The organism is Enterococcus sp. AZ194 (assembly GCF_051713825.1).
Taxonomy (GTDB): Bacteria; Bacillota; Bacilli; order Lactobacillales; family Enterococcaceae; genus Enterococcus_K.
The window spans coordinates 2,069,008-2,091,639 of sequence record NZ_JBIOQR010000001.1 but is presented as its reverse complement, the minus strand read 5'-3'; the positions used below and the strand labels follow the sequence as shown (position 1 = coordinate 2,091,639).

Sequence of the window (22,632 nt, the reverse complement as noted above, 5' to 3'; positions counted from 1 at the left end):
ATAGCGATTAAAGACGGATTGTATTATGCATCACAGTTCCAAAAAAAGAAAATGAGTGTCAAAGAGTGGATTGATGATCGAGATAAACAGGTCAAGAAGCTAAATCCTGAATTGAATGCGTTTGTCGAGTGGCAACCTGATGAAGCAAAAAAACAGAGTGAGTCACAAGTGGGAACTGGGCCATTTTTTGGGTTGCCCATCCCTTTAAAAATGTTGGGTCAAGATAAAAAAGGCTGGCGGTCTACCTCGGGCTCGCGATTGTTTACAGAAACTGTTGCGACAACGACTGATAACTTTGTAAAAAAATTAGAACAGGCAGGATTGACACCATTAGGGAAAACCAATGCGCCAGAATTCGGCTTCAAAAACATTTCTGATCCGGTGATTTATGGGCCAGCAAGAAACCCGTGGAGTCTAGCACATTCACCTGGTGGTTCTAGCGGGGGTGCAGCAGCTGCTGTTGCAAGTGGACTATTCCCGATTGCAGGAGCGAGTGATGGGGGTGGTTCGATTCGGATTCCGGCCTCTTTCAGTGGATTGATTGGGTTGAAACCAACCCGTGGGAGTATGCCTGTGGGACCCAATGGCTGGCGTGGCTGGCAAGGTGCATCAATAGATTTTGCGTTGACGGTATCTATGAGAGACACAGAAGCCTTGTTTTATCAGTTAAGAGGAAGTACGAAATCAGCGCCTTATCAAGCGCCACAAGAAGAGTGGCAACAGCATAAGGCGGCGAATAAAAAGCAGCTGAAAATCGCTTTTTTGACGGAATCTCCTGTTGGGACGTCCGTTTCTGCTGAAGCAATCCAAGCCGTTCAAAAGGCAGTGAAGGTTTTAGAAGATGGCGGTCATGAAGTAACACAGATTCCTTATCCAGTTGATGGGCGCCAGCTGATTGATAGTTATTATTTGATGAACGGTGCAGAAACCGCGGCGATGTTTGAAGGGATTCAGACCGGATTGAAACGTTCTTTAACGTATGAGGATATGGAACCGATGACATGGGCGATTTATCAATACGGGTTACATTTGCCAGCAAGTCAATATGTTCGCGCGCTTCAATTATGGGACCAAGCGGCTGACACAATGGAACAATTATTTACGGAGTATGATTTATTTTTGACGCCGACAACAGCTAATACAGCTCCAAAAATTGATGAAGAACTGCAGAATGACCGAATTCGGACAGACTTAGCGAATGCTGAGCGTTTATCTGTGAATCGATTAGGTGATTTGGTCTATGAGATGTTTGAAAAGAGTCTAGCGATCACCCCGTATACCCAATTAGCCAATTTGACTGGACAACCGGCGATTAGTTTGCCGACATTTGTGACAGGTGAGGGCTTACCAATAGGGATCCAGTTTATGGCATCGAAGGGTCGAGAAGATTTATTATTGCAAGTGGGTCAATTATTTGAGCGTGAAAATAAATTTATACTACCGGTTAGCTACCGGGAATTTTAGGAGGACAAAATGAAAAAGTTCGTAGTAGGTGTAAGTGTGGTCTTGTTGACAGTGGTTTTGGCTGCTTGTGGAGGGACTAACGATAAAAAAAGTGAAACAAAGGATGACAGTTTTACCAAGGTGGAAAAAGCTAAAAAACTGACAGTTGCTACTTCAGGAACACTTTTCCCATCATCTTATTATAATGATAAAAATGAATTAACTGGCTATGATGTGGATATTATTAAAGAAGTCGCTAAACGTTTAGATCTTGAGGTTGAGTTCAAAGAATATAATGTGGACGGTCAAATTACATCAGTGGATAAAGGTGAATCTGACTTAGCAGCTAATGACTTTGGTTTATCTGGTGAACGAGGCAAAAAATTCATGTTGTCTTCACCGATTAAGTACTCATTTGATAGTATGATTGTTAGAAAAAGTGATAGCTCAGGAATTTCCTCTTTAGAAGATTTGAAAGGCAAAAAAGCAGCCGGTGAGCCGAATACAAATTATATGAAGATTGCGGAAAAATATGGCGCAGAGCTTGTCACTTACGATAATGCCACCAATGACCAATATTTGACGGATGTTGCAAATGGTCGGACGGATGTCATTTTGAATGACTATTACCTACAAAAAATGTCAGTCGGGGCGTTACCTGATATTCCTGTAAAAATTTTAGAGGACGTCTACTTTAATGCCAACCACACTGGTTTTTTGATGAAAAAAGAGAGTGTCGCATTAAGCAAAAAAATTAATGAAGTCTTAAAAAAAATGCAAGAAGATGGCACAACTGCTAAAATTTCAGAAAATTATTTCCAGACGGATGTTTCCGTTGAACCAAAAGAAAAAGTCCAAGAAAGCGTCTCGGTTGAGTAGATGTATATCCCAAAACTTGATGTTCAGTTGATGATTGATTCGGTGCCATTTTTGATGACGGGGTTACCATATACCATTGGAATTAGTGTGGTGACCTTTTTTTTCGGCAATGTGATTGGTATTTTACTAACAGTCTTAGGGCTGTTGCCGTCAAGAATTATCAGAGGACTCGTTCGTTTTTACATCTCATTTCTTCGTGGGGTTCCAGGTCTAGTGCTCTTATTTCTCTTGTATTTTGGGTTGCCGTATCAACTAAATGCACTGACGGCTGCTTGTATTTGCTTTAGTTTGACAAGCAGTGCCTTTATTGCAGAGATTTATCGAGGGTCGATTGCTGGGGTTTCTAGTGGTCAGTGGGATGCTGCCTATGCGTTAGGGCTACCTTTTGGAAAAGTCATGCGAAAAATCATTCTGCCACAAGCTTTTCGGATTTCGGTGCCAGCTTTAGGGAATGTAGCGATGGATTTACTGAAGGGGACCTCTCTTGCGGCGATGATTACAATCCCGGATATTTTTCAAAAAGCAAAGATTGTCGGAGGTCGGACGTTTGATTACATGAGTCTCTATATTTTAGTGGCGATTATGTACTGGCTGCTTTGTGTAGCAATTGGTTGGGGCCAAACTAAATTAGAAAAACACTATACGAATCGATATCAAATGAAATCTGAGGCAGCCACGAAATAAGAATAGAAAAGAGACACGCAGTCATACCGGCATACGCCATTTACTGTGTGTCTCTCTTTTTATTCGCTGACGAGTGCAGATACACCACTGATAACGGCATGACGGAAGCCATTTTTTTCAAGTGCGGCTACGCCTCGAATCGTTGTTCCACCTGGGGAAGTTACGCCATCTTTTAAGGCGCCAGGGTGTTGGCCTGTAGAAAGTGCCAGGCTAGCTGAGCCAATCATCATTTTGGCGATAACTTCATACGCAAGCGCTCTTGGCATGCCATGAAGAACGGCGCCATCTGCTAGAGCTTCCATAAAAATGTCAACAAACGCAGGACCGCAACCAGCGATACTGCTGACAATATCTAACTGTTCTTCAACGGTTTCTAACGTGTCGCCTAAATAGTCAAGCGTCTGATTAATTGTCTCTTTCTGAGGTGCTTCAAGAGCTTCACAGTAAGTGATTGCAGTCAATCCTTCACCGATTTGAACGGGGGTGTTTGGAATGGCATGAGCGAGTGGATAAGAAGGGCCCATAATTGTTTGCATTTCCTTTAAAGAAACACCAGCTGCAATTGAAATGATTGGTAGCTTTTCAATTCCTTGCTCGTTTAATGATTCTAAGATGGGAACAACAGACAGGGTTCCGACTGCAATCACGATTACGTCACAGCTCGCAAATTCTGCGACTGATTCAGCAAGTTTGAAACCAAGCTGTGCCTGTAGATTTTTTGCTGTAGCAGTATGCCCACCTTTTACGAGAATGTCTTGGGGAGCGACTTCTTGTGAATGAAGCCATCCTTTAATCATAGCTCTGCCCATTTGGCCAGCACCGAAAATACCTATTTTCATCTTTTTTCCTCCTAATAAATGAACCTACTCTTAATCATAGTCAAAAAGTATTTTTTTGCAAAAAGAAAAACTTATGGCCGCCTGTAGTAGAATTCACAGCCATTTGAAGTTGGAATACTCGAAAGAAACGTCTCTGTCTATGAGCAGATAACGGCCGCGAGATAGACAGAGACGTTTTTTAGTTTATTTATTTATTTGTGTTAACACTTCACTGATTGTTTTTTGTTGAAATTCAGCCGTAAATTTTTGAACCGCTTCTTGCTGTTCTTTTTCTGAAAGGGTCGGAGAAGTGGCCAGTAAAGTTTTTAGCTTTTCTTGCACATAACTAACAGAAGAGGTAGCCAGTTCTTTTTGATGCTCTTTCATATAGGTGGCGAGTGCTTTAGCTTCCGTGACACTCAGCACTTGCCAGGTTTTAGGGAGAGCAAACGTATTTGTTTGACTGGCGTACTTGTGGTCATTACCTGAGATGCCAAATAGTAGATTGTAAACACCGCTTTTATATTCCCAGTAGTGTGTTTCTTGCGTTAAAACGGCTTCTTTGGCAGTTGTGTTCAGTTTATTTGTAACCTGGTCCGTGCCAGTCTTTTGCAACTCTTTTTTATCATTTGTCTGATAGAGATAAATTTTTTCTGTACTGTCGCCTAATGGTTGGTAGAGTAAGACGGGAAGTTCCTTTTGACCACTACTAGAAACTAAGTTGATTTGTTTCTTTTCAACTATTTGCCTCATACCAAAGTCATTTCGGTCATTGAGCACAATGAGTGTCCCAGAAATGATAAAAAGAAGAGCGAAAAGAACCATTAAGCATTTGTGAAGGCGCGTTTTACCAAAAACGTTAAAGCCAGCAAAACCAAGCACACCCAAAATTAATAAGAGTAAAATCATTTGCTCATTTCACCTCCCAAGGTTGGAATATCTTCTTCTTTTTTCTTTAAGAAGAAGGTAATAAAAAAGCCTACTAGTCCAAAGACCACAGCGACGAAAAAGGCCGCGTGGTAGCCGCTGACTGTTGCATGAATCGCCTGATCTTTATAGTCTAAAGGAGCCGTTGTTTTCAGCGTTTCACTAGGTAGATTTGATTTGGTGACGTTGGTCAGAATACTAATTAAAACGGCTGTCCCAATAGAGCTAGCAACTTGACGGAAGGTGTTGTTTACGGCGGTTCCGTGGCTAATTAGATTCATAGGTAAAGCGTTCATACCAGAAGTGGTTACAGGCATCATGACCATTGAAATCCCAAACATTCGAACGGCGTACAAGACAACGATGTAGACAATTGGTGTGGTACTTGTTAAAAAGGCAAAAGGAAGCGTTGCGAGAGTTAAAATAAACATCCCTGTAATCGCCAATTGCCGAGCACCAATTTTATCGAAAATACGACCAGTTATAGGCATCATCATTCCCATGATAACAGCACCAGGTAACAACATCAGACCAGAATGAAAGGCTGATTCTCCGCGAATATTTTGGATGTATAAAGGTAAGACCATTTCTGCTCCGACCATGGCCATATTGGTAACGCCACTTAAAATCGCGGCAATGGTAAAGGTAGGAGAGCTGAAAACACGAAGCTCTAAGAAAGGGCGATCTAAATGAAGTTGACGACGTGCAAACAGTGTCAACACAATGGCACCAATCACTAGAAAACCTAGGACCATGGGACTGCCCCAGCCTTTGTCACCGACATTTGAAAAGCCGTATAACAAACTACCAAAACCAATTGTTGAGAGAATAGCAGATAGAATATCGATGCTTGGGTTGGATAGATGGATGACATTTTTCATCAAGAAGGCAGCGAGTAGTAGGACGAATAACACGATCGGAATGATCATCCCAAAAAGTTGGCGCCAACTATAGGAGTCAATAATCCAACCAGATAACGTTGGGCCTAATGCGGGGGCCAAACCGATAACGATTCCAGCTGTTCCCATAGCTGATCCGCGTTTTTCGGGAGGGAAAATGGATAACATGATTGTTTGTAGTAAGGGCATGGATACACCAACACCAGCAGCTTGGACCAGACGACCAACTAATAATAAGCTAAAGTTGGGTGCAGTGAAACAGATAATCGTTCCTAATAAGAAGACTGTCATTGCAGTCATATATAGAACCTTTGAGCTGATCTTGTTGATTAACCAAGCGCTGATCGGAATCATGATACCATTAACAAGTAAGAAGCCCGTGGTCAGCCACTGAACACTGGATGCTGAGACGTCAAATTCTTTCATTAATGTCGGTAAAGCAGTGGTTAATAACGTTTGGTTTAGTACTGTACAAAATGTTCCAATTAATAATACTAGGACAAGTAGTGTCCGATTATAGGGTTTGCCATGCATATCTAAAGCTGATTCTTTTGACAAAATTACATTCGCCTCTTTCTATGAAAATTCCTGAAAAACAATACTAACTTTAATCCTATAAACGATTTTTGTCAACTTACTTGACATCGAATGTAATTTTATTACAATTAATGGTGAGATGCAGCATAAATAAGGAGGGATTAAAGAATGTGGGAAAAAATGTTTCGTTCATTGTTGGAGCAGGACAATCTTTTAGTAGGGATTAGTGAGTTGAGTAAGATGGTTGACTTATCACCAAGACAATTACGATACTGGGAAGAAAAAGGCTTTATTACCTCTCAATCAGCTGAAAATAGTGCACGACGTTATCAGTTGCCAATGGTGATTAAAGTTCAATTAATCAAGCATTATCTGGATGAAGGATACACATTAAACAGTGCTGCAACAAAAGCACAGGATCAAATGTGTGAAGTTAAACGAACAAGACGGATTTTGTTAAAAACCTTTAAGCAAAAGATTCAATTAGAGGAGAAGCTATTGGCTGTTGATATGGGTGATTTTGATGCTGAAGGAACGCAACGTCTCTATATGTTGTTCAATGAAGATACAGAGGAATCAAGTTATGTGTTACTGGAAAAAGGGCAATCAATTTATGAGCAGTATAAAAAGTAATAACGAATGTTTAGTACGCTCAGTCGAGACCTCGAAAAAAAGTCATGAAAGAACAGGTAGATTTTGGTTTGGTGGCAGTGATAATGTCAAGGAACGTGTGGAGTAAACGTACATAGGAATCATTTATGGGTTGTCGCAAAAAAGTGCAGTCATGAATTAGATGAATTGAAAAACGACTGGATAGTTGGCTGTTAAGCAGACTACCTAGTCGTTTGTTTTGTCATAAAATAGGCGAGAAGAGGCGAGAAATTTGTTGTTTGAAGATTAGCCATGCAGACATATTTGCCACAGTTTCGGCGGTCATTTGTTCGCAGGCTTCTAAATCTTTGACAAAGGTTTGTTCTAATTGTTCGATGACTTTTTTGTCATACAAAACAGCGGTTGCTTCAAAGTTTAGTTTGTAGCTACGAATATCTTGGTTAGCCGAACCGACCATACAAATTTCATCATCCATAATCAATGTTTTGGCATGTAAAAAGCCGCCGCGGTAAACTTGGATTTCTATATTTTCTTTGAGCAACTGGCGAGCATAATACTGAGTTGCTCGGTAGATAAATGGGTGGTCGGGTCTATCAGGAATCATTATTTTTACTTCTACACCACTACCAGCCGCAATTTTTAAGGCAGCAATCATACTGTCATCAGGTACGAGATAAGGGGTCTGAATCCAAATACGTTTTTTAGCCGAGGTAATCAGCTTGATAAAGGCCAGTTTGATTTGTTCTTTCTCGCTGTTAGGACCACTCGCCACCACTTGAACAGCGGTTGAACCTTCTGCCAAATCATCAGTAAAGAAATAGTCTAAATGATAGCTTACTTTGTTAGGTTCAGTTGAAGAGACATTCCAATCCATAAGAAATCTCATTTGTAACAGAGAAGAAGCCGCTCCGTGAATCCGAAGATGTGTATCACGCCAATAACCAAAACGTTTGGTTGGTTCTACGTATTGATCAGAAATATTAAACCCACCAATATAACTAGTGTGTCCATCAATAACGACGATTTTCCGGTGGTCGTGGTAGTTCAAACGAAATTTCATCAGTGCTCTTTGAGAGGTAATAAAGGTTTGAGCAAAGCCACCATTTTGTTTGAGTTGGATAAAGTCTTTGGGTGTCGTACCTCTTGAGCCAAATGAGTCGTACAAAAGACGAACTTCGACGCCTTCTGCCGCTTTTTCTTCAAGTACTCTTAGAATTCTTTGGCCTGTTTTATCCGTCACGAAGGCATAATACTCAATATGAATAGATTTTTTTGCTTGTCGTAAGTCAGCAAGTAAAGTTGAAAGTTTTTCCTCTCCATCTGTAATGATTTCTACATCATTTTTTTGAGTCATAGGCATGTGATTCAACAAGGAAAAGAAATCGGCGATGGGCTGTAATTCCGGGATTTCGATTTTTGGCTCATACACTGACAATGTTTTTTCTTGAAGCTGACTGAAATTTTCCAGTTCCTTTAAGTCACTTTGTTGCAATTGATATTTCTTTTTATCTCTTAATCCACGACCAAAGAATAGGTAAAGAAAGAAACCGAAAACAGGTAGTGCGATTAAGACTAAAAGCCAGGCCCAAATAGCGGAAACATCTCTTGGTTTCATAAGGATTGTTAGTAGAGCAACCGCTGCATTAATAAAATAAAGAAGTGTCAGGATAGACAGTAGCATAGGAGACCTCCTCAAGTTTTCTCGATTTATACAGTATAGCATAGACCGCTGTTTGACTGATAGAAAATACAAAAAAACTCAACCTTCGATTAATTAAAAAAGAATGGTTGAATTTCTTTACTCATTTTTATTCTGGATGGTCAAGTTCTTCAGTCTTTTTGGAAGGCCCATGAAAGTTAAATTTCGCACCAGGTGTAAACATGGTTAAAACGGCTGCTAGAAGCAAGATAGATGCAGCTAGTAGTAAGGTTTGTAGCCCATTGTCATGGACGACTAGAAGCTGTCGCAAAATAGCAGTCATACTAATTAAAACGAGGTACCGGATTGGAATATGGTGTCCTTCTTGAATGTAACGAATTAACATGACAACGAATTCAAATAACATAAAAAATGCGGTGATTTCTTGAATGAATAGCTCAAAATTATCTGTAGAGACATCCGCGAAAATAAGGCGCCCAACATCCATCAAATAACGAACCATGTAAATAATAATGAACACGGAAGCGATGCCTAGGATTAAATCAATGATTCGGTTAATCGTCTTTTTGTATAAATCAAAATTCATCAAAACACTCCTTTCATTAATCTTGAAAAATAGGCTTTTTTTTGATCATCTTATTTTAGTATAAAGGATTTTCACCTTCAGACAATATAAACGAAGGAAAAATTGAGTAAAAACATTTTTTACGCAATATGTATGAAATAAAAATGAGAATTCCACCAAAAAAAGGCTTATTTACAGTTTCTATTTTAAATGTTTTTTTATTCAATGTATAAATATATGCTCAGGTGGTAATTGTTGAATAACCAAGCGCGTTATGAGCTTTATAATTTCGGGTCGAAAGTTATTTTATATTTTTTTGTTGATATTTTATTACGTTTTTCTTTTGGGAATAAAAGAATAAATATTTAAAATTTTGAACAATCGTTATTTTTTGTTGATTAATGGTTATTTTTTGAATATACTATTGGGTAAGGGGGAGGGAAAACAATGATTTATATTTACACGGTTCCAAGTTGTACCTCTTGCCGTAAAGCAAAAATTTGGCTGAGAGAACAAAATCTAGAGTTTCAGGAACAAAACTTTTTTACGAATCCAATTGGGGCAGATCAGCTTAAGCAAATTTTAATGTTAACAGAAAATGGGACACAGGATATTATTTCTACGCGTTCTAAGGCTTATCACAAACTCAAAGTAGATTTAGATGAGTTACCTCTCAGTGAAGTTCTGGAGATTTTAGCACAAAATCCTAACTTACTCAGACGACCCATCATTCATGACGAAAAACGACTCCAAATTGGTTACAATGAAGAAGATATTCATTGTTTTGTTCCGAGAGATATTCGAAACAGTTTATTTCTTGCGAGGCAAAAGAAAATGTACTTACTAAATTAAGAAGCGTTTCTACATAGAATAGATCTGTATGTTCTAATTTATGTATCACGAAAATAAAGTCTAAAAATCATTAGCTTAGGGTTTTTAGGCTTTTTTAGTGTGAGGAGAAACGAACTACGGGTTTTCAAACTACAGGTATGACCGTCAATAGCGTATAATGAATAGTGGAATAATAACAAAGGAGCCTACGCATGATTAAAAATATTTCTGCTTCTCAATTATCGGAGGAATTATTAAATCAGTTAGTGAATATTTGGTTGAAGACCAATCAAGAAGCCCATCCATTTATTGCACCGGCCTATTGGGAAGGCCATGAACCTGAGGTGAAAGAGCAACTACCAAAGGCGACACTTTTGGTTTCTTTTGAAAAAGAGGTGGTGACGGGTTTCTTAGGAGTAGTCGATACGTATATTGCGGGTCTGTTTATTGAAAAAAATTATCAAGGCAGAGGATATGGCAAACAACTGTTGGAAGCCGCCAAACAAGAAGCTTCAACGTTAACTTTAGCTGTTTACCAAAAAAATAAGCGCGCTTACGACTTTTATCGTAAAGAAGGGTTTACCGTAGTAAAAGAACAAATTGATGAAGAAACCAATGAACGGGAAGTCATTTTGCAATGGCGTAAGTAGAAGGAAGAGACTGGAACGTAACTTGTAAAGTTTCTGTCCCAGCTGCCATTATTAATAGTCACCTACATTAGAGACTAGGCTATAAACTAGCTAAAAATTGGTCAATTTGTTTTTTACTCTTTAAGATAACGAGACGTTTTGAGTTGGGGAGTTTGCCCAACTCTTTTTTAATCCGAAGGCGGCCCTTTTTCGGAAAATTCCAGATCCATTTTAGAAAAGCCAAGTCAAACTTTTCGGGGCAGTCTTCTTGCATATCTGGTCGAATGGTTCCGTGGTACATTTTGACTCGTTTTAGCACTTGGTAGATACAAATCAAACGGTTCCTGTCTAAAAAAATAATCGTGTCTGCAGCCTGAATTCGCATAGGTAAGGTACCACTATAATTACCATCAATAATCCAAGTGGGTGTAGTTAATAATTCTTTTTGAATGGCAATTTGTTCCTCTTTTTCAGACATTTGCCAATGAGGTTTCCACAGTAATTGGTCTAAGTGAAACGTTGGAATGCTTAATTTTTTGCTCAATGCCCGTGAAAGCGTCGATTTTCCTGCGCCACTAGAACCGATGATAATAATTTTTTTCATTTAAAAGCCCTCCATTAAATTTTTGTAGTGCTAGATTATACCCAAAAAACGAACTAAATGAACGTCTTTGCTAACTCTTTTCTCCTACATAGGTGTTTATCTAACGTTGGCATAACTACCTCAAGATTTATCCACGTGGCTTCCTGTGTTGTTCAACATAGTCTAAACCACTGAACAACACAAAACCTAGAATGCCAATCATTAAAATGCCCACAAACATTTCAGCGTAGTCCATTTTTGCCCACGCACTCAAAATCAGATAGCCCAATCCATAAGTAGTGTTATAGTTTTCGGCAAAAAAGAGGGAGGCCAGCGCAATACCCACACTGACACGTAAGCTTGCAAACAAGGTCTTTTTGATGGCAGGAAAGATGAGATAACGAATCGTTTGCCAAGAGGTACTATCATAATTTGCCATCAACCGATAATAATTTTTAGGAATTGCGTTTACACCATCTCTAATTGAAACAATCACTTGAATAGAAATAATAGCGAAGATTAATAAGATTTTTGACGTATTTCCTAAACCAAAAAAGATCATAAAGACGGGTAAAAAGGCGACTTTAGGTAAGGGATATAAAAAATAAAGTAAAGGGCTAAAAAAGGTATTAAGCCAGCTGATTCGACTGAATAAAATCCCTATAGGCACACCGATTACGAGTGACAGACTTAACGCAATCCCTATGCGTAAGAAGCTTGCTCCCGTGTGTAAAAGGAGCGAATCCTTTATTTCCCAAGCCTTTTGAAGCGTGAGTAACGGACTAGGAATGGAATGGTTTTGAACAAAAAAGTAAAGGAGTGTCCAAAGTATCAAAAAAGAAAACAAGCCGATTATAAAAGAAAGAAGTGGTTTAATTTTCATGAGTGCCTCCTTTAAGAGCTGTTCGCAACTGGATACAGAACTCATAAAAATCGAGGCTTTCTCGCCGATTTTTATGCTGGAACGTTGGGTTTTCGTAAACGGTGAGTGACTGATTCTCTAATAATAAAATGACTTCTCCTAAATAAGCCGCTTCCTCGATATCGTGCGTGACGACAAGCATCGTATTTTGACGTTTGTGTTGTTCAGCTAAGATGAATGCTTGGACCTCTTCTTTGGTTTCTTGGTCCAAAGAAGAGGTAGGTTCATCTAAAAGTAAAAAATCAGGTTCTGTAACCAGTCCGCGAGCCATGGCTACCCGTTGTTTTTGGCCACCACTTAACTCAGCCGGGAAGCGATTGGCGACAGGTGTTAATTGTAGTTCATTGAGTAGCGTGGTGACTTTTTTGAGGCGTGTTGTTTCGTTAATCTGCGCAAGGATTAAAGGCATTTCAATCGCTTGTTGAACCGTTTGCCAATCAAATAAAAGTAGCTCTTGAAAAATAATCTCGACGTTTTTTGGCGTCGTTTTCTGATAGTCGATGTGTCCGTTTTGAGGTTGTTCAAAGCCTTTTAATAAGTTTAACAATGTGCTTTTGCCACTGCCTGACTTTCCAAGAAGGGCATAGGTTTTCCCTTGTAAAAAAGAATAGGAAAGCTGATTGAAAATGAGTTTATCTTCATAGCTAAAAGTCAAATTATGTAGATCAATTTGCATGAGCGTCTCCTTTCTATTGTGATGAAACACACAAATTTCTGTTATTATGCTATACTATCTAATGAAAACTTAAGGTAGAAAGAAAGGTGAGTCTAGTGTTTCGTACACTTGTATTTCATGAAGTTCGTCCAGAAAGTGAGTTAACTATGGGGCAACGTCCTATCCGTGTGGCAGATGGTTATGAAGATTCGTTACCCAACCCACTGTATGTTAGTGTAGCGCATTTTCAAGAACAAATAAACTTTTTGAAGGAACAAAATTATCATTGTTTAACACTGAACGAGATTAAGGCATTTTATGAAGGGGGAAATGCTACATCATTGCCAGAAAAATCGGTCTTATTGACTTTTGATGACTGTTATCAATCGATGAAGGAATATGCTTATCCGATTTTAAAAGCGGCTGGTATGAAGGCGACGGTGTTTGCTGTCAAAGGTTGGTTATTTTCTGAAAAAGATACCTATCACCCAGAGTATTCACAGTGTTTAAGTGTGGATGAAGTCAAAGAAATGGCGGATGTTTTTGAAACAGCGAATCATACGACTCATTTTCATAAAAGAAGAGGGACCACGTTATCTCAACCCATGTGGGAGACCAAGGATAAAGTGGAAGAAGACATTCGTGAGTGTAATCAATTGGTCACCCATAAGGATGTGTTTGCGTATCCGTTTGGGTTGTATAATGAGGAAACAGTCGAAATTCTACAAGAGATGGGTTTTAAGCTCGCTTTTACAACCAAATCAGGGTGGAACTCACTGGAAACGAGTCCGTTAGAATTGCATCGAGAAGTTATTCCCGAGGCGATGAGTTGTGAAATATTTCAAAAGTTAATGGAGGATATCAAATGAAAAAGTTAATTGTAGGTTTAGGGATTGCCTTGTTGGGCGTGGGTAGTTTGACCGCATGTGGAGATAAAAAGACGGAATCAAGTAAGGAAACGAGTGAATCGAGTACTGTAGAGAAAGTCACCAATCAACCGTTAACTGTTGGGATTTTGCCAGCAGAGTCAGCAATTCCGATTATTTTAGCGAAAGAGAAGGGCTTTTTTGAAAAAGAAGGCCTGACAGTTGAAATCAAGGCATTTACTTCACCAAATGATCGAAATGTAGCCATCCAATCGAAAGAACTTGATGGCACGATTAGTGATGTGATGACTGAAGCAACCTTTAAAAAGAATGGTATCGATATGAAGATTACTTCTGGAATTTTAGAGGATTTTAAAGTATTAGCTTCGCCACAATCTAAAATCACGGAAATGAAGGGACTAGATAAGCATAAGGTGACTCTTGTACCGAATTTCATTTTGGAGTACATCATGGATGAATTTGCCCAAAAAGATAATTTCACCTATGAAGTGGTTGAAATTGCCTCTTTCTCTGCACGTTCTGAAGCGTTATTAAACGGTCAAGTTGATGGGGCTGTATACACAGAACCACAAGCAAGTATGTTAGCAAAACAAGGAGCCGTTGTATTGGGCAGCTCGCAGGATTTAGGTATCAATGGTGGAACGATTCAGTTCATGGATTCAGTATTAAGCGAGCGACCACAAGATGTTACTGCTTTTTATAAAGCCTACAATCAAGCCATTGATTACATGAATGAGCATAAGGCTAGCGAATACGCAGAATTTTTAACGAAATATCAGTTTCCTGAGGCGATGAGCCAATACTTGGATAGTAAAAAAGAAAAATATCCTTATGCAACAGCTGTGACTAAAGAACAGTTTGATAACATTATTCAATGGTCGAAAGAAAAAGGTCAAATTGATGAAGCTTATGAATATGCTGACTTGACTGACTTTAGAGGGATTGAAGGGAAGTAATCTTAGTGCTTAAGTGGCGTGTTTTCTATTAAAATTTCTCAAGATGAAGTACAAAATAAAGAGGGGGCTGGGACATAACTTCATACGTTATGGTGTGCTCCCCGTCAAGTGGACAGTGAAAAATAATAAAATTCTTATCAATTGTCTGTCATTTTTTTGGCAGACTTTTTTGATTTCTATTTCTAAGACTAGTCGCGCTACCGCTTAACTTGCCTGTCCGTCTCACAAGTGAAACGAAGCCCATTTCACTTATGAGACGACCAGGATGATTAAGCCACCTCCAGATAGTGTTGATGATAAGCCATTGGTGTCATAACAGATAATTTACGCTGTAATCTTCTGTTGTTGTAGTAATCTATATAATCAGAAATCATAGATACTAGGCTTTCACGGTTGGTGAACTTCCGCCCGTAATACGTTTCTCGTTTCATCATGCCCCAGAATCCTTCCATTGGTCCGTTGTCGATACAATGGGCTACGCGAGACATACTCTGCTTCATTCCTGTATTTTTTAAACGTACACAAAATTGTTGGCTAGTGTACTGAAAGCCGCGGTCACTGTGCATCAAAGGATGCGCATGAGGTTCTAGTGCAATTGCCTGATCAAAAGTGTTCATGACCAACGGATTATCGTTACGGTCACTAATAACGAAGGAGACGATGCGACGATCATACAAATCAAGAATAGCGCTAAGATAGACTTTGTGTATGTCCATACCAACGTAATACTTAAATTCAGAAACATCAGTCAACCATTTTTCATTTGGTTTGTCGGCATGAAAATCCCGGTTTAACTCATTTTTTGCCGTGTGGTAAGGTCTCTTACCTCTACGTGTGATACTGTTCGCCCAATGTTTAATCGTCGATTGAATCCCTAAAGCTCGGCAAATTCTCAAGATTCTTTTATCGTTGAACTTGTGGTGATAGCGTGTACTAATTTCATCATCTAGTCTACGATAGCCCATGTCAGGGTGTTCGTCATATATTTTTCTGATTTCTTGGGCAAGCTCAGTGTTTAAATAGGCTCTGGGACTTACAGGATGTTTCAACCATTTATAGTAGGCAGAACGAGAAACATGCAAGAAATGACACATTGGCTGAATTGGATAATGTTTCTCTTCGTGTAAGCTTTTGATAACTTCATACTCAAATAAGTGTCGGGTAAAGCTTATTCCCACTTCCTTTCTAATTCCCTTACTTTTTTTAACAAGTCATTTTCCATTTGAAGTTGTCGGTTTTTACTTTCTGATTGTGCGAGACGGTTTCGTAATTCTTCTTCCGGTGTTCGACTAGGTTGTGTGCCAATCCGGCGACCTCTGCGATCTTCTAATCCAGCAGCACCTTTCTCCTCATATCTTTTGACCCAATTTCTCACTTGTTGATAAGAAACTTGGTATTTCAAAGCCATTGCACCATAATTTTTGTTTTGTGTTAGACAGTCTAAGACGATGGTTAAACGTTCTTCTGTCGAGGTTTCTCTTGCTTTTCTCATGTAACTTCCACCACTTTCTGATTTGAAGGTTCCATGAGTATTATACACCTGTACCCATTTTTTTAGTTGGCTACTACTTCTAAGTTTGTATGTTTTGGCTAATTCCTCGTAACTTCCTTTTCCATTGAGATAATCTATGGTGGCGGATAATTGTAACGCTACTGAATAGTGCCTATTCTTGGGCGCAGTCAATAGGGCTGTTCCTCCATCATTTTCATAAAGTCTCAACCATCTGACAATGGTAGGCAAAGAAACATTTCCTTCTCTCGCTGCCTCTGAAAGACTTAGTTCATTGTTTAGACAGCTTTCTACTAGTTTCACACGCTCTTCTACTTTTAGCTTCATCACTCTTTTAGTCATAATAAATACCCCCATACTGGACTTATTATGTTTCAGTGTCCTGTATAGGGGTAGCATATCATTATGTCCTAGCCTCTCTTTATCCGAATAAACGGTGGGTACAGAAGCAACTCCATCTTATTTCTCGGAGTTAAACACTCCTGTCCCAACCTCCTCTTTATTTTACTTGAATTTAGTTTTCTCTATAGTAACGAATATCATTTTCCACTTTTTCAATTGAAAAGCGTGTTTGATCTGAAAATTCAGCAGCTTCTCCGTGTTTAGGAAGCGTTTGAGAGAACACTTCTTCGTATTCAGGAATGGCTAGTTTTTTGCGGTTATTTAATAGAGCCTGATGTTCGTTGGCTAATAGTTGTTCCTTAAAACCTTTTACTAGGCGAGCGGAAAAGAATTCACTAACTGCTCCTGAGCCGTAGCTAAATAAACCAATGGTAGAACCCACTTCTAATTCCTGACTCACCTCTAGTAAGGAAATCAAGCCAAGGAATAATGAACCTGTGTATAAGTTTCCCACATTACGACTATAGGTAATACTTTCTTCGTAACGTTTCATTAGACGTTCTTGGGTTGTTTCGTCAGTCTCAGGTAAGACACTTAGTAACGCTTTTTTGCCCATTTTTGTGTAAGGAATATGGAAACAAAGCGCATCATAGTCAGGTAAGGCTAAGCCAGTCACTTCTTTATGTCTAGTCCAAACTTTACCAAATGATTGAATGTATGTTTCGTTTGATAAGGGACCATCGACAATTGGAAAGTCTGAGTAGCTTGGACGCCAAAAATCGTAAATATCTTCGGTTAAAAAGACACTATCATTTTCTAGTGTTAAAATGCGTGGATCGCTTGTCACAAGGATAGCAATGGCGCCTGCACCTTGTGTGGGCTCACCGCCAGAGTGTAATCCGTAGCGAGAAAGGTCAGAAGCAATTACTAAAACTTTTCGAGTAGGATGCTCTGAGATATAATCTTTGGCCATCTGAAGGGCAGCTGTCGCACCATAACAAGCTTCTTTCACTTCAAACGAACGAGCAAACGGTTGAATCCCTAATAAACGGTGGATAGAAACAGCAGAAGCTTTGGAGTAATCTGTACTCGATTCTGTTCCGACAATCACCATGTCAATTTCTTTTTTGTCTGTATCTGAAAGAATTTTTGCAGCAGCATTTGCTCCAAGTGTGACAATATCTTGTGTTACTGGGCTCACCGCCATTTTATCTTGTCCGATTCCAATATGAAACTTATCTGGATCTGTCTCTCTTGCATGAGCTAGATCAGTCATATCTACATATAAGTTTGGCACATAAAAGGATAATTTATCAATACCAATGTTCATTTTCACGTCTCCTTTTCGTAGGTAAAAAAGTCTCCACTATAAAGGTATCATATTTGGAGGAAAAAGTAGTTAAAAAGAGATGATATTTTAAGGATTGTTAAAATTTAGCGTGAAATAAAATCGAAAATGACACGACAGTTTTGTTTTTTTAGGAAACCATGATATATTTTCATAGGAGGTGTATTTCGTGAAAGAGGTTGTAATAATTGACGCAACGCGTACCCCGATAGGGAAATACAGAGGTGGCTTAAGTTCACTAAGTGCGGTAGAGCTAGGAAAGACAGTCGTTGAGACGATTTTAGATAGAAATTCAGAAGTAAAAGATGAGATTAAACAAGTGATTTTTGGTCATGTTTTGCAAGCTGGTGTTGGCCAAAATACGGCACGCCAGATTACTGTAGCGGCAGGTTTACCTGTCAGCGTTCCTGCCATGACAGTGAATGAGGTTTGCGGCTCAGGCTTAAAATCAGTTATTTTAGCTAGACAGCTCATCCAAGTAGGCGAAGCTGAGGTGGTGCTTGCTGGGGGAACTGAGAACATGTCGCAGGCGCCGATGATTCAACATTATCAGCCAGAAACTAAGGATTATGCGCCAGGTATTTCAAGTATGGTGCTTGATGGTCTAACGGATGCGTTTAGCCAAACACATATGGGGATTACTGCTGAAAATGTGGCTGAAAAGTATCAGATTTCTCGTGAACAACAAGATCAATTTGCGGTTCAATCGCAAAAAAGAGCTGCGGCTGCGATTGAAGCAGGCAGGTTTGTTGAGGAAATCACACCAGTCACACTGCCTTCAGGAGACGTGTTCACACAGGATGAAGGGGTTCGAGGGAACAGTACGGTCGAGGTTTTAGGTACGTTGCGAGCGGCCTTTAAAGAGGGCGGGACAGTAACTGCCGGAAACTCTTCTACTGTAAATGATGGAGCAGCGGCTGTTTTGTTGGCTTCAAAAGAATATGCTAAAAAGGAAAATGTTTCTTATTTAGCCGTGATTAAAGATTATACAGAAGTCGGTGTTGATCCTGCGTACATGGGTTTTGCACCTTATGATGCAATCAAGGCGCTACTTGAGAAAAACCAATTAACGGTGGACGATATTGATTTGTTTGAAATTAACGAAGCCTTTGCGGCAACTTCTGTGGCAGCGGCTCGAAAATTGAATTTGCCAGATGATAAAGTTAACATCTATGGCGGTGGGATTTCATTAGGTCATCCAATTGGTGCATCAGGCGCCCGTATTTTGACGACATTGGCCTATGCGTTAAAAGCACAAAAGAAAAAACGAGGAATTGTTTCTCTTTGTATTGGTGGAGGCCTCGGTTTGGCGGTCTTAATCGAGCGTGAAGAACCATTTGATTCAACAAACGAAAAAAAAAAGTTTTATCAACTCTCTCGTGAAGAACGATTAGAGCAGTTGTACAAAGACAAACAGATTACAAAAGAGCAGTTAATGCTCTTACAAGAAGCAGTGTCGTTACCAGAAGGCCTGGGAGACAACCTCATCGAAAATCAGATTAGTGAAGTTTCAACCCCGTTAGGTATTGCTCAAAATTTTGTGATTAATGGGAAAGAACGGCTGATTCCGATGGCGACAGAAGAGCCTTCTGTCATTGCGGCCGCTAGTAATGCAGCAAAAATTATCAAACAAGCGGGCGGTTTTAAAGCAACCGTTCACGAGCGTTTAATGAGGGGGCAAATCGTTTTTTCTGCGGTTGTTGACCCGCAAAAGTTGCAAGAAGTATTACTTGAAAAGAAGGCTGAGATTTTTTCATTGGCAACTGAGAGCTATCCCTCAATCGTCAAACGAGGGGGCGGTATTCGTCAAATTAAAACGCGCACATTTACAGAGAATCAAGAAATATTTGTTTCATTAGACGTTTTGGTCGATGTGAAAGATGCGATGGGAGCCAATATCGTCAACACGATTTTAGAAGGAATTGCGACGGGGCTAAGAGAATGGTTTCCTAAAGAAGAAATTTTGTTTAGTATTTTAAGTAATTACGCGACAGAATCTTTGGCGACATCATTATGCGAAATTCCTGTAAACCAGTTGGGTAAAGGAAAAATCAGCGGAGAGGCAGTTGCTAAGAGAATTGTTGAAGCAGCCACTTATGCCAAACTCGATTCTTACCGTGCAGTTACCCATAATAAAGGAATTATGAATGGGATTGACGCAATTATCTTAGCGACAGGAAATGATACTCGTGCCGTAGCGGCAGCAAGTCATGCATATGCAGCAAAAAATGGGCGGTATGAAGGATTGACCGACTGGACTTTATCCTCTGATGGTCAAACGTTAGTGGGAGAGTTGACGATTCCAATGGCGGTAGCTTCTGTGGGGGGCGCTTCAAGTGTTCTGCCTAAAGCCAAATTTGCGCTTGATTTATTGGCAGTAAATTCTGCTGTCGAATTAGCAGAAATTGTGGTGTCAGTCGGACTAGCTCAAAACTTAGCGGCGGTTCGTGCATTGGTCACAGAGGGGATTCAAAAAGGGCATATGTCACTTCAAGTTCGTTCTTTAGCGATGTCAGTTGGGGCTAGTGGCCAAGAAATCGGCCTTGTGGTTGAGGCCTTAAAAGAAAAAGGGCAGCTGAATAAAACAAATGCTGAAGAAGCCTTAAAAAATATTCGTCAAAAAACAAACAATTAAACAGAAAAACAATGAGGAGATTGGGGCATTTTTGTCCCAATCTCCTCATTGTTTTTAACGTTTATTTATGGCTGTGCCTGAGAAGGCTTCAATTTGTGGAATTAATGTTAATTTCACTTTGTACTTACGCTCTAATGCTTTCTCAACAGTAAACGAACCAACCTCAGTCATTGAAATGCTTGCTAGTAGTTTAGGACCAGTAGCTGCTTGTTCATTGATAGTAAGTACGTCTCCTGATTCCTCAACGAAGAATTTTGGATAGCTTGAGATAACTTCTTTGAATTCAGCAAGAGTTAAGGTTGAAGGCACATCTGTTGAAGCTTCAACGGTTTCAGACGTAACAGCTTTCTCTGTTTTTTTAGGCGCTTCTTTTTTTGGAGCAGCCTTGGTTTTAGCTTTTGGTTGAGTGGCCGCGTTTTTAGCTTTTGGTTGTTCAATAGAAGTTTTTTCTTCTGAGTGAAGAGGAGTTAACGCGTTTCTATGCTGTCCCCAAATAGAAAGAACTTCTAGAAGCAGTTTGTCTCTGAAGCTTTCAAAAACAGCCGGTGTTCCAACCTGTACTTGTTTTAGGATTGTTGAAAAGTTGTTATCAATTGGAATCAGAATGCGTTCTTCTCCTGAATCTTTTTCAGGTTGAATCACTAAGAAAAGTTTTTCTTTCTTTTCAACATCTAATTTAAATGATCGACCATATTGAGAGTGAATCTTTTCTTCCATCGAATGGAATAATTTGGTCCGAATGACATCCAATGAAGGACGAAATTGAGTTAGTAATTTTTTTTTCTGCTTTTTTTTCATAATGCACTCCTTTGTCTTTACCTTAAAATTATAAAAAAGTTCGGATGAAATGAAAAGAGAAATAGTGTAAATTTTCTTGAAAATAGTTAATTTATGAGAATTTACTTATAAAAATAGCTTCTTTTCGCTAAAAAATGCACAAAAAATAAAAATATCCCTTGAATCGTTAATTAAAAAAACGATTCAAGGGAATAAGTGAGACAGGATAAGTTATCCTTCATAAAAGCTATTAAAAGGTTTTATGAGGTTTTAACGTTAAGGGATCACAGCAATTAATAACTCTTCAGTGTCTTTTTGATAGGCAATCATATGTGTTCCCCAAGGTTCAAAGACTAAAGGTGTTCCTAAACGTTTTTTTAACTCTTCTTCAATTTGTTCATCTGTCCAGCCTCGAGCAGGAAAGTGTTGAATAAGGTTTGGAGAAATTAAAAACAAAAAATCTTTATGAAAGGTTTGAGTCACTTCTTTTGAAAGTGTAGCCAATCGTTCTTCAATAGTCATTGTTTCTTACCTCCGTAGACAGTCATTCTTTGGTTCTTACCATTGTGTTGTGTCAGGATCAATTGCCTTACCAACCACACCATCAAGAGAATCAATTAACGCCATCTCGTTATCAGACAATTCGAAATCAAAGACTTGAGTATTTTCTTTGATACGGCTTGGTGTCACTGATTTAGGTAAAGGTAAGAAGCCGTGTTGTAGTGACCAACGAAGCGCGATTTGCGCGATTGATTTGCCATGAGTCTCAGCAAGTTGTTTCATTTCTGGCACCTCAAATATTTTGCCTGTACCCAGTGGGCTATAGGCTTCTAATAACATATCATGAGCGCGAGCATAGTCAACGACAGCTGGTTGAAGTTCACCAGGTGCTAGGAAGATTTGGTTAACCATTGGCATAATTTTAGCTGTTTTGGCTAAAGAATCTAAATGGTGAGGCAAAAAGTTGCTGACACCGATTGCTTTGATTTTTCCAGCTTCATATAATTCCTCAAACGCTCGCCAAGTCTCAGCGTTTGCTTGCTCCCAGTTTTCTCTAAAGCCAAGAGGGTTTGGCCAGTGAATTAAAAACAGATCAAGGTAGTCTGTTTTCAGTTTTTTTAAAGACTCTTCAAATGAGCTCATAACTAGCTCATAGCTGTGCTGGCCGTTTCCTAATTTGCTTGTCAAAAAAATATCTTCTCGTTTGAGACCACTTTCAGCAATTGCTTGACCAACACTTTCTTCATTACCATATCCTTGTGCCGTATCGATATGACGGTAGCCAGCTTTTAGAGCTTCTTTAACGGATTGAACGGCCACGTCGCCATCTGGTGTTTGCCAAGTACCAAAGCCAACTACAGGAATCTCAAGGCCATTACTCAATTTGTACGTAGATGTTAGTGAATTCATAAAATGAACGCCTCCTATTTTTCTGTTCTCTTATAGTGTATCGTAAAAATTAAGAAAAGAGACAATTATTTGCTTATTTTTTGCTGAACAAGTCGGTTAAAAAACTTTTTGAAAGGAAAAATA

The 22,632-nt window shown here is 39.3% G+C and carries 23 protein-coding genes; 9 read left to right on the top strand and 14 right to left on the bottom strand.

Going from position 1 to position 22,632, the window contains the following annotated elements; all coding sequences use genetic code 11:
• Window positions 1-6: 6 nt before the first annotated feature.
• The 3 genes from IGI37_RS09650 to IGI37_RS09640 are packed head-to-tail and all read left to right on the top strand — an operon-like array spanning window position 7 to window position 3,006.
• On the top strand, window positions 7-1,464 hold the full coding sequence (locus IGI37_RS09650) for an amidase (protein WP_438763626.1): 1,458 nt from the start codon (window positions 7-9) through the stop codon (window positions 1,462-1,464).
• A gap of 9 nt (window positions 1,465-1,473) precedes the next feature.
• Window positions 1,474-2,322 (top strand): transporter substrate-binding domain-containing protein, encoded by an 849-nt coding sequence (locus IGI37_RS09645; RefSeq protein WP_438761512.1) that lies wholly within the window; start codon window positions 1,474-1,476, stop codon window positions 2,320-2,322.
• The gene (locus tag IGI37_RS09640) at window positions 2,323-3,006 is read left to right on the top strand and encodes an amino acid ABC transporter permease (RefSeq protein WP_438761510.1); all 684 of its coding nucleotides are present in this window, start codon (window positions 2,323-2,325) and stop codon (window positions 3,004-3,006) included.
• Window positions 3,007-3,065: 59 nt separating this feature from the next.
• Here IGI37_RS09640 and proC read toward each other — a convergent pair whose 3' ends face one another.
• The 3 genes from proC to IGI37_RS09625 form a co-directional block, all read right to left on the bottom strand.
• Complete coding sequence (gene proC, locus IGI37_RS09635) at window positions 3,066-3,845, bottom strand: pyrroline-5-carboxylate reductase (RefSeq protein WP_438761509.1); 780 nt, start codon at window positions 3,843-3,845, stop codon at window positions 3,066-3,068.
• A 183-nt stretch (window positions 3,846-4,028) separates the two neighbouring features.
• Complete coding sequence (locus IGI37_RS09630; protein ID WP_438761507.1) at window positions 4,029-4,733, bottom strand: DUF4811 domain-containing protein; 705 nt, start codon at window positions 4,731-4,733, stop codon at window positions 4,029-4,031.
• Window positions 4,730-6,184 carry an MDR family MFS transporter gene (locus IGI37_RS09625; protein ID WP_438763625.1) on the bottom strand — a complete coding sequence of 485 codons (1,455 nt, stop codon included), beginning with the start codon at window positions 6,182-6,184 and terminating at the stop codon, window positions 4,730-4,732. The genes IGI37_RS09630 and IGI37_RS09625 overlap by 4 nt, the downstream gene beginning before the upstream one ends.
• A 171-nt stretch (window positions 6,185-6,355) precedes the next feature.
• Between IGI37_RS09625 and IGI37_RS09620 the strand changes: the two genes are divergently transcribed.
• Complete coding sequence (locus IGI37_RS09620) at window positions 6,356-6,820, top strand: MerR family transcriptional regulator (RefSeq protein WP_438761506.1); 465 nt, start codon at window positions 6,356-6,358, stop codon at window positions 6,818-6,820.
• Between the two features lie 220 nt (window positions 6,821-7,040).
• Here the strand turns inward: IGI37_RS09620 and cls are convergent, their stop codons facing one another.
• Window positions 7,041-8,480 carry a cardiolipin synthase gene (gene cls / locus IGI37_RS09615; protein WP_438761504.1) on the bottom strand — a complete coding sequence of 480 codons (1,440 nt, stop codon included), beginning with the start codon at window positions 8,478-8,480 and terminating at the stop codon, window positions 7,041-7,043.
• A gap of 127 nt (window positions 8,481-8,607) precedes the next feature.
• Window positions 8,608-9,045, bottom strand: coding sequence for a phosphate-starvation-inducible protein PsiE (gene psiE / locus IGI37_RS09610; protein WP_438761502.1), 438 nt, complete (start codon window positions 9,043-9,045; stop codon window positions 8,608-8,610).
• 426 nt (window positions 9,046-9,471) lie between these two features.
• Between psiE and spx the strand changes: the two genes are divergently transcribed.
• Both spx and IGI37_RS09600 read left to right on the top strand, forming a co-directional pair.
• Window positions 9,472-9,876 (top strand): transcriptional regulator Spx, encoded by a 405-nt coding sequence (gene spx / locus IGI37_RS09605; RefSeq protein ID WP_438761500.1) that lies wholly within the window; start codon window positions 9,472-9,474, stop codon window positions 9,874-9,876.
• 191 nt (window positions 9,877-10,067) lie between these two features.
• The gene (locus IGI37_RS09600) at window positions 10,068-10,505 is read left to right on the top strand and encodes a GNAT family N-acetyltransferase (protein WP_438761499.1); all 438 of its coding nucleotides are present in this window, start codon (window positions 10,068-10,070) and stop codon (window positions 10,503-10,505) included.
• A gap of 79 nt (window positions 10,506-10,584) precedes the next feature.
• On the opposite strand, the gene IGI37_RS09595 is transcribed toward IGI37_RS09600, so the two are convergent.
• From IGI37_RS09595 to IGI37_RS09585, 3 genes are all read right to left on the bottom strand, one after another.
• Entirely contained in the window at window positions 10,585-11,088 is a 504-nt protein-coding gene (locus IGI37_RS09595) for a DNA topology modulation protein (RefSeq protein ID WP_438761497.1), read from the bottom strand.
• A 127-nt stretch (window positions 11,089-11,215) separates the two neighbouring features.
• Entirely contained in the window at window positions 11,216-11,950 is a 735-nt protein-coding gene (locus tag IGI37_RS09590; protein ID WP_438761495.1) for an ABC transporter permease, read from the bottom strand.
• Window positions 11,940-12,665: an ABC transporter ATP-binding protein gene (locus tag IGI37_RS09585; RefSeq protein ID WP_438761493.1), complete on the bottom strand. Its 726-nt coding sequence runs from the start codon at window positions 12,663-12,665 to the stop codon at window positions 11,940-11,942. Before IGI37_RS09585 ends, IGI37_RS09590 begins: the two co-directional genes overlap by 11 nt.
• Window positions 12,666-12,760: 95 nt before the next feature.
• Between IGI37_RS09585 and IGI37_RS09580 the strand changes: the two genes are divergently transcribed.
• Both IGI37_RS09580 and IGI37_RS09575 read left to right on the top strand, forming a co-directional pair.
• Window positions 12,761-13,513: a polysaccharide deacetylase family protein gene (locus IGI37_RS09580; protein WP_438761491.1), complete on the top strand. Its 753-nt coding sequence runs from the start codon at window positions 12,761-12,763 to the stop codon at window positions 13,511-13,513.
• On the top strand, window positions 13,510-14,487 hold the full coding sequence (locus IGI37_RS09575; RefSeq protein WP_438761489.1) for an ABC transporter substrate-binding protein: 978 nt from the start codon (window positions 13,510-13,512) through the stop codon (window positions 14,485-14,487). Before IGI37_RS09580 ends, IGI37_RS09575 begins: the two co-directional genes overlap by 4 nt.
• 269 nt (window positions 14,488-14,756) lie before the next feature.
• Here IGI37_RS09575 and IGI37_RS09570 read toward each other — a convergent pair whose 3' ends face one another.
• The 3 genes from IGI37_RS09570 to IGI37_RS09560 all read right to left on the bottom strand — a co-directional run bounded on the left by IGI37_RS09570 (window position 14,757) and on the right by IGI37_RS09560 (window position 17,669).
• Window positions 14,757-15,665, bottom strand: a complete 909-nt coding sequence (locus IGI37_RS09570; RefSeq protein WP_438761488.1) for an IS3 family transposase — start codon at window positions 15,663-15,665, stop codon at window positions 14,757-14,759.
• Window positions 15,656-16,339: a helix-turn-helix domain-containing protein gene (locus IGI37_RS09565; protein ID WP_438761486.1), complete on the bottom strand. Its 684-nt coding sequence runs from the start codon at window positions 16,337-16,339 to the stop codon at window positions 15,656-15,658. The genes IGI37_RS09570 and IGI37_RS09565 overlap by 10 nt, the downstream gene beginning before the upstream one ends.
• Before the next feature lie 172 nt (window positions 16,340-16,511).
• Complete coding sequence (locus IGI37_RS09560) at window positions 16,512-17,669, bottom strand: hydroxymethylglutaryl-CoA synthase (RefSeq protein ID WP_438761484.1); 1,158 nt, start codon at window positions 17,667-17,669, stop codon at window positions 16,512-16,514.
• A 187-nt stretch (window positions 17,670-17,856) separates the two neighbouring features.
• Between IGI37_RS09560 and IGI37_RS09555 the strand changes: the two genes are divergently transcribed.
• Window positions 17,857-20,322, top strand: a complete 2,466-nt coding sequence (locus IGI37_RS09555; RefSeq protein WP_438761483.1) for a hydroxymethylglutaryl-CoA reductase, degradative — start codon at window positions 17,857-17,859, stop codon at window positions 20,320-20,322.
• A gap of 54 nt (window positions 20,323-20,376) precedes the next feature.
• On the opposite strand, the gene IGI37_RS09550 is transcribed toward IGI37_RS09555, so the two are convergent.
• The 3 genes from IGI37_RS09550 to IGI37_RS09540 form a co-directional block, all read right to left on the bottom strand.
• Window positions 20,377-21,120: a hypothetical protein gene (locus tag IGI37_RS09550; RefSeq protein ID WP_438761481.1), complete on the bottom strand. Its 744-nt coding sequence runs from the start codon at window positions 21,118-21,120 to the stop codon at window positions 20,377-20,379.
• Between the two features lie 255 nt (window positions 21,121-21,375).
• On the bottom strand, window positions 21,376-21,621 hold the full coding sequence (locus IGI37_RS09545) for a hypothetical protein (RefSeq protein ID WP_438761479.1): 246 nt from the start codon (window positions 21,619-21,621) through the stop codon (window positions 21,376-21,378).
• Window positions 21,622-21,657: 36 nt separating this feature from the next.
• The gene (locus IGI37_RS09540; protein ID WP_438761478.1) at window positions 21,658-22,509 is read right to left on the bottom strand and encodes an aldo/keto reductase; all 852 of its coding nucleotides are present in this window, start codon (window positions 22,507-22,509) and stop codon (window positions 21,658-21,660) included.
• Window positions 22,510-22,632: the final 123 nt, after the last annotated feature.

Coding starts and splice junctions, on each gene's coding strand:
- IGI37_RS09645 (WP_438761512.1), top strand. CDS start 1,474: ATGAAAAAGTTCGTAGTAGGTGTAAGTGTGGTCTTGTTGACAGTGGTT.
- IGI37_RS09640 (WP_438761510.1), top strand. CDS start 2,323: ATGTATATCCCAAAACTTGATGTTCAGTTGATGATTGATTCGGTGCCA.
- proC (WP_438761509.1), bottom strand. CDS start 3,845: ATGAAAATAGGTATTTTCGGTGCTGGCCAAATGGGCAGAGCTATGATT.
- IGI37_RS09630 (WP_438761507.1), bottom strand. CDS start 4,733: ATGATTTTACTCTTATTAATTTTGGGTGTGCTTGGTTTTGCTGGCTTT.
- IGI37_RS09625 (WP_438763625.1), bottom strand. CDS start 6,184: ATGCATGGCAAACCCTATAATCGGACACTACTTGTCCTAGTATTATTA.
- IGI37_RS09620 (WP_438761506.1), top strand. CDS start 6,356: ATGTGGGAAAAAATGTTTCGTTCATTGTTGGAGCAGGACAATCTTTTA.
- cls (WP_438761504.1), bottom strand. CDS start 8,480: ATGCTACTGTCTATCCTGACACTTCTTTATTTTATTAATGCAGCGGTT.
- psiE (WP_438761502.1), bottom strand. CDS start 9,045: ATGAATTTTGATTTATACAAAAAGACGATTAACCGAATCATTGATTTA.
- spx (WP_438761500.1), top strand. CDS start 9,472: ATGATTTATATTTACACGGTTCCAAGTTGTACCTCTTGCCGTAAAGCA.
- IGI37_RS09600 (WP_438761499.1), top strand. CDS start 10,068: ATGATTAAAAATATTTCTGCTTCTCAATTATCGGAGGAATTATTAAAT.
- IGI37_RS09595 (WP_438761497.1), bottom strand. CDS start 11,088: ATGAAAAAAATTATTATCATCGGTTCTAGTGGCGCAGGAAAATCGACG.
- IGI37_RS09590 (WP_438761495.1), bottom strand. CDS start 11,950: ATGAAAATTAAACCACTTCTTTCTTTTATAATCGGCTTGTTTTCTTTT.
- IGI37_RS09585 (WP_438761493.1), bottom strand. CDS start 12,665: ATGCAAATTGATCTACATAATTTGACTTTTAGCTATGAAGATAAACTC.
- IGI37_RS09575 (WP_438761489.1), top strand. CDS start 13,510: ATGAAAAAGTTAATTGTAGGTTTAGGGATTGCCTTGTTGGGCGTGGGT.
- IGI37_RS09565 (WP_438761486.1), bottom strand. CDS start 16,339: ATGACTAAAAGAGTGATGAAGCTAAAAGTAGAAGAGCGTGTGAAACTA.
- IGI37_RS09560 (WP_438761484.1), bottom strand. CDS start 17,669: ATGAACATTGGTATTGATAAATTATCCTTTTATGTGCCAAACTTATAT.
- IGI37_RS09550 (WP_438761481.1), bottom strand. CDS start 21,120: ATGAAAAAAAAGCAGAAAAAAAAATTACTAACTCAATTTCGTCCTTCA.
- IGI37_RS09545 (WP_438761479.1), bottom strand. CDS start 21,621: ATGACTATTGAAGAACGATTGGCTACACTTTCAAAAGAAGTGACTCAA.
- IGI37_RS09540 (WP_438761478.1), bottom strand. CDS start 22,509: ATGAATTCACTAACATCTACGTACAAATTGAGTAATGGCCTTGAGATT.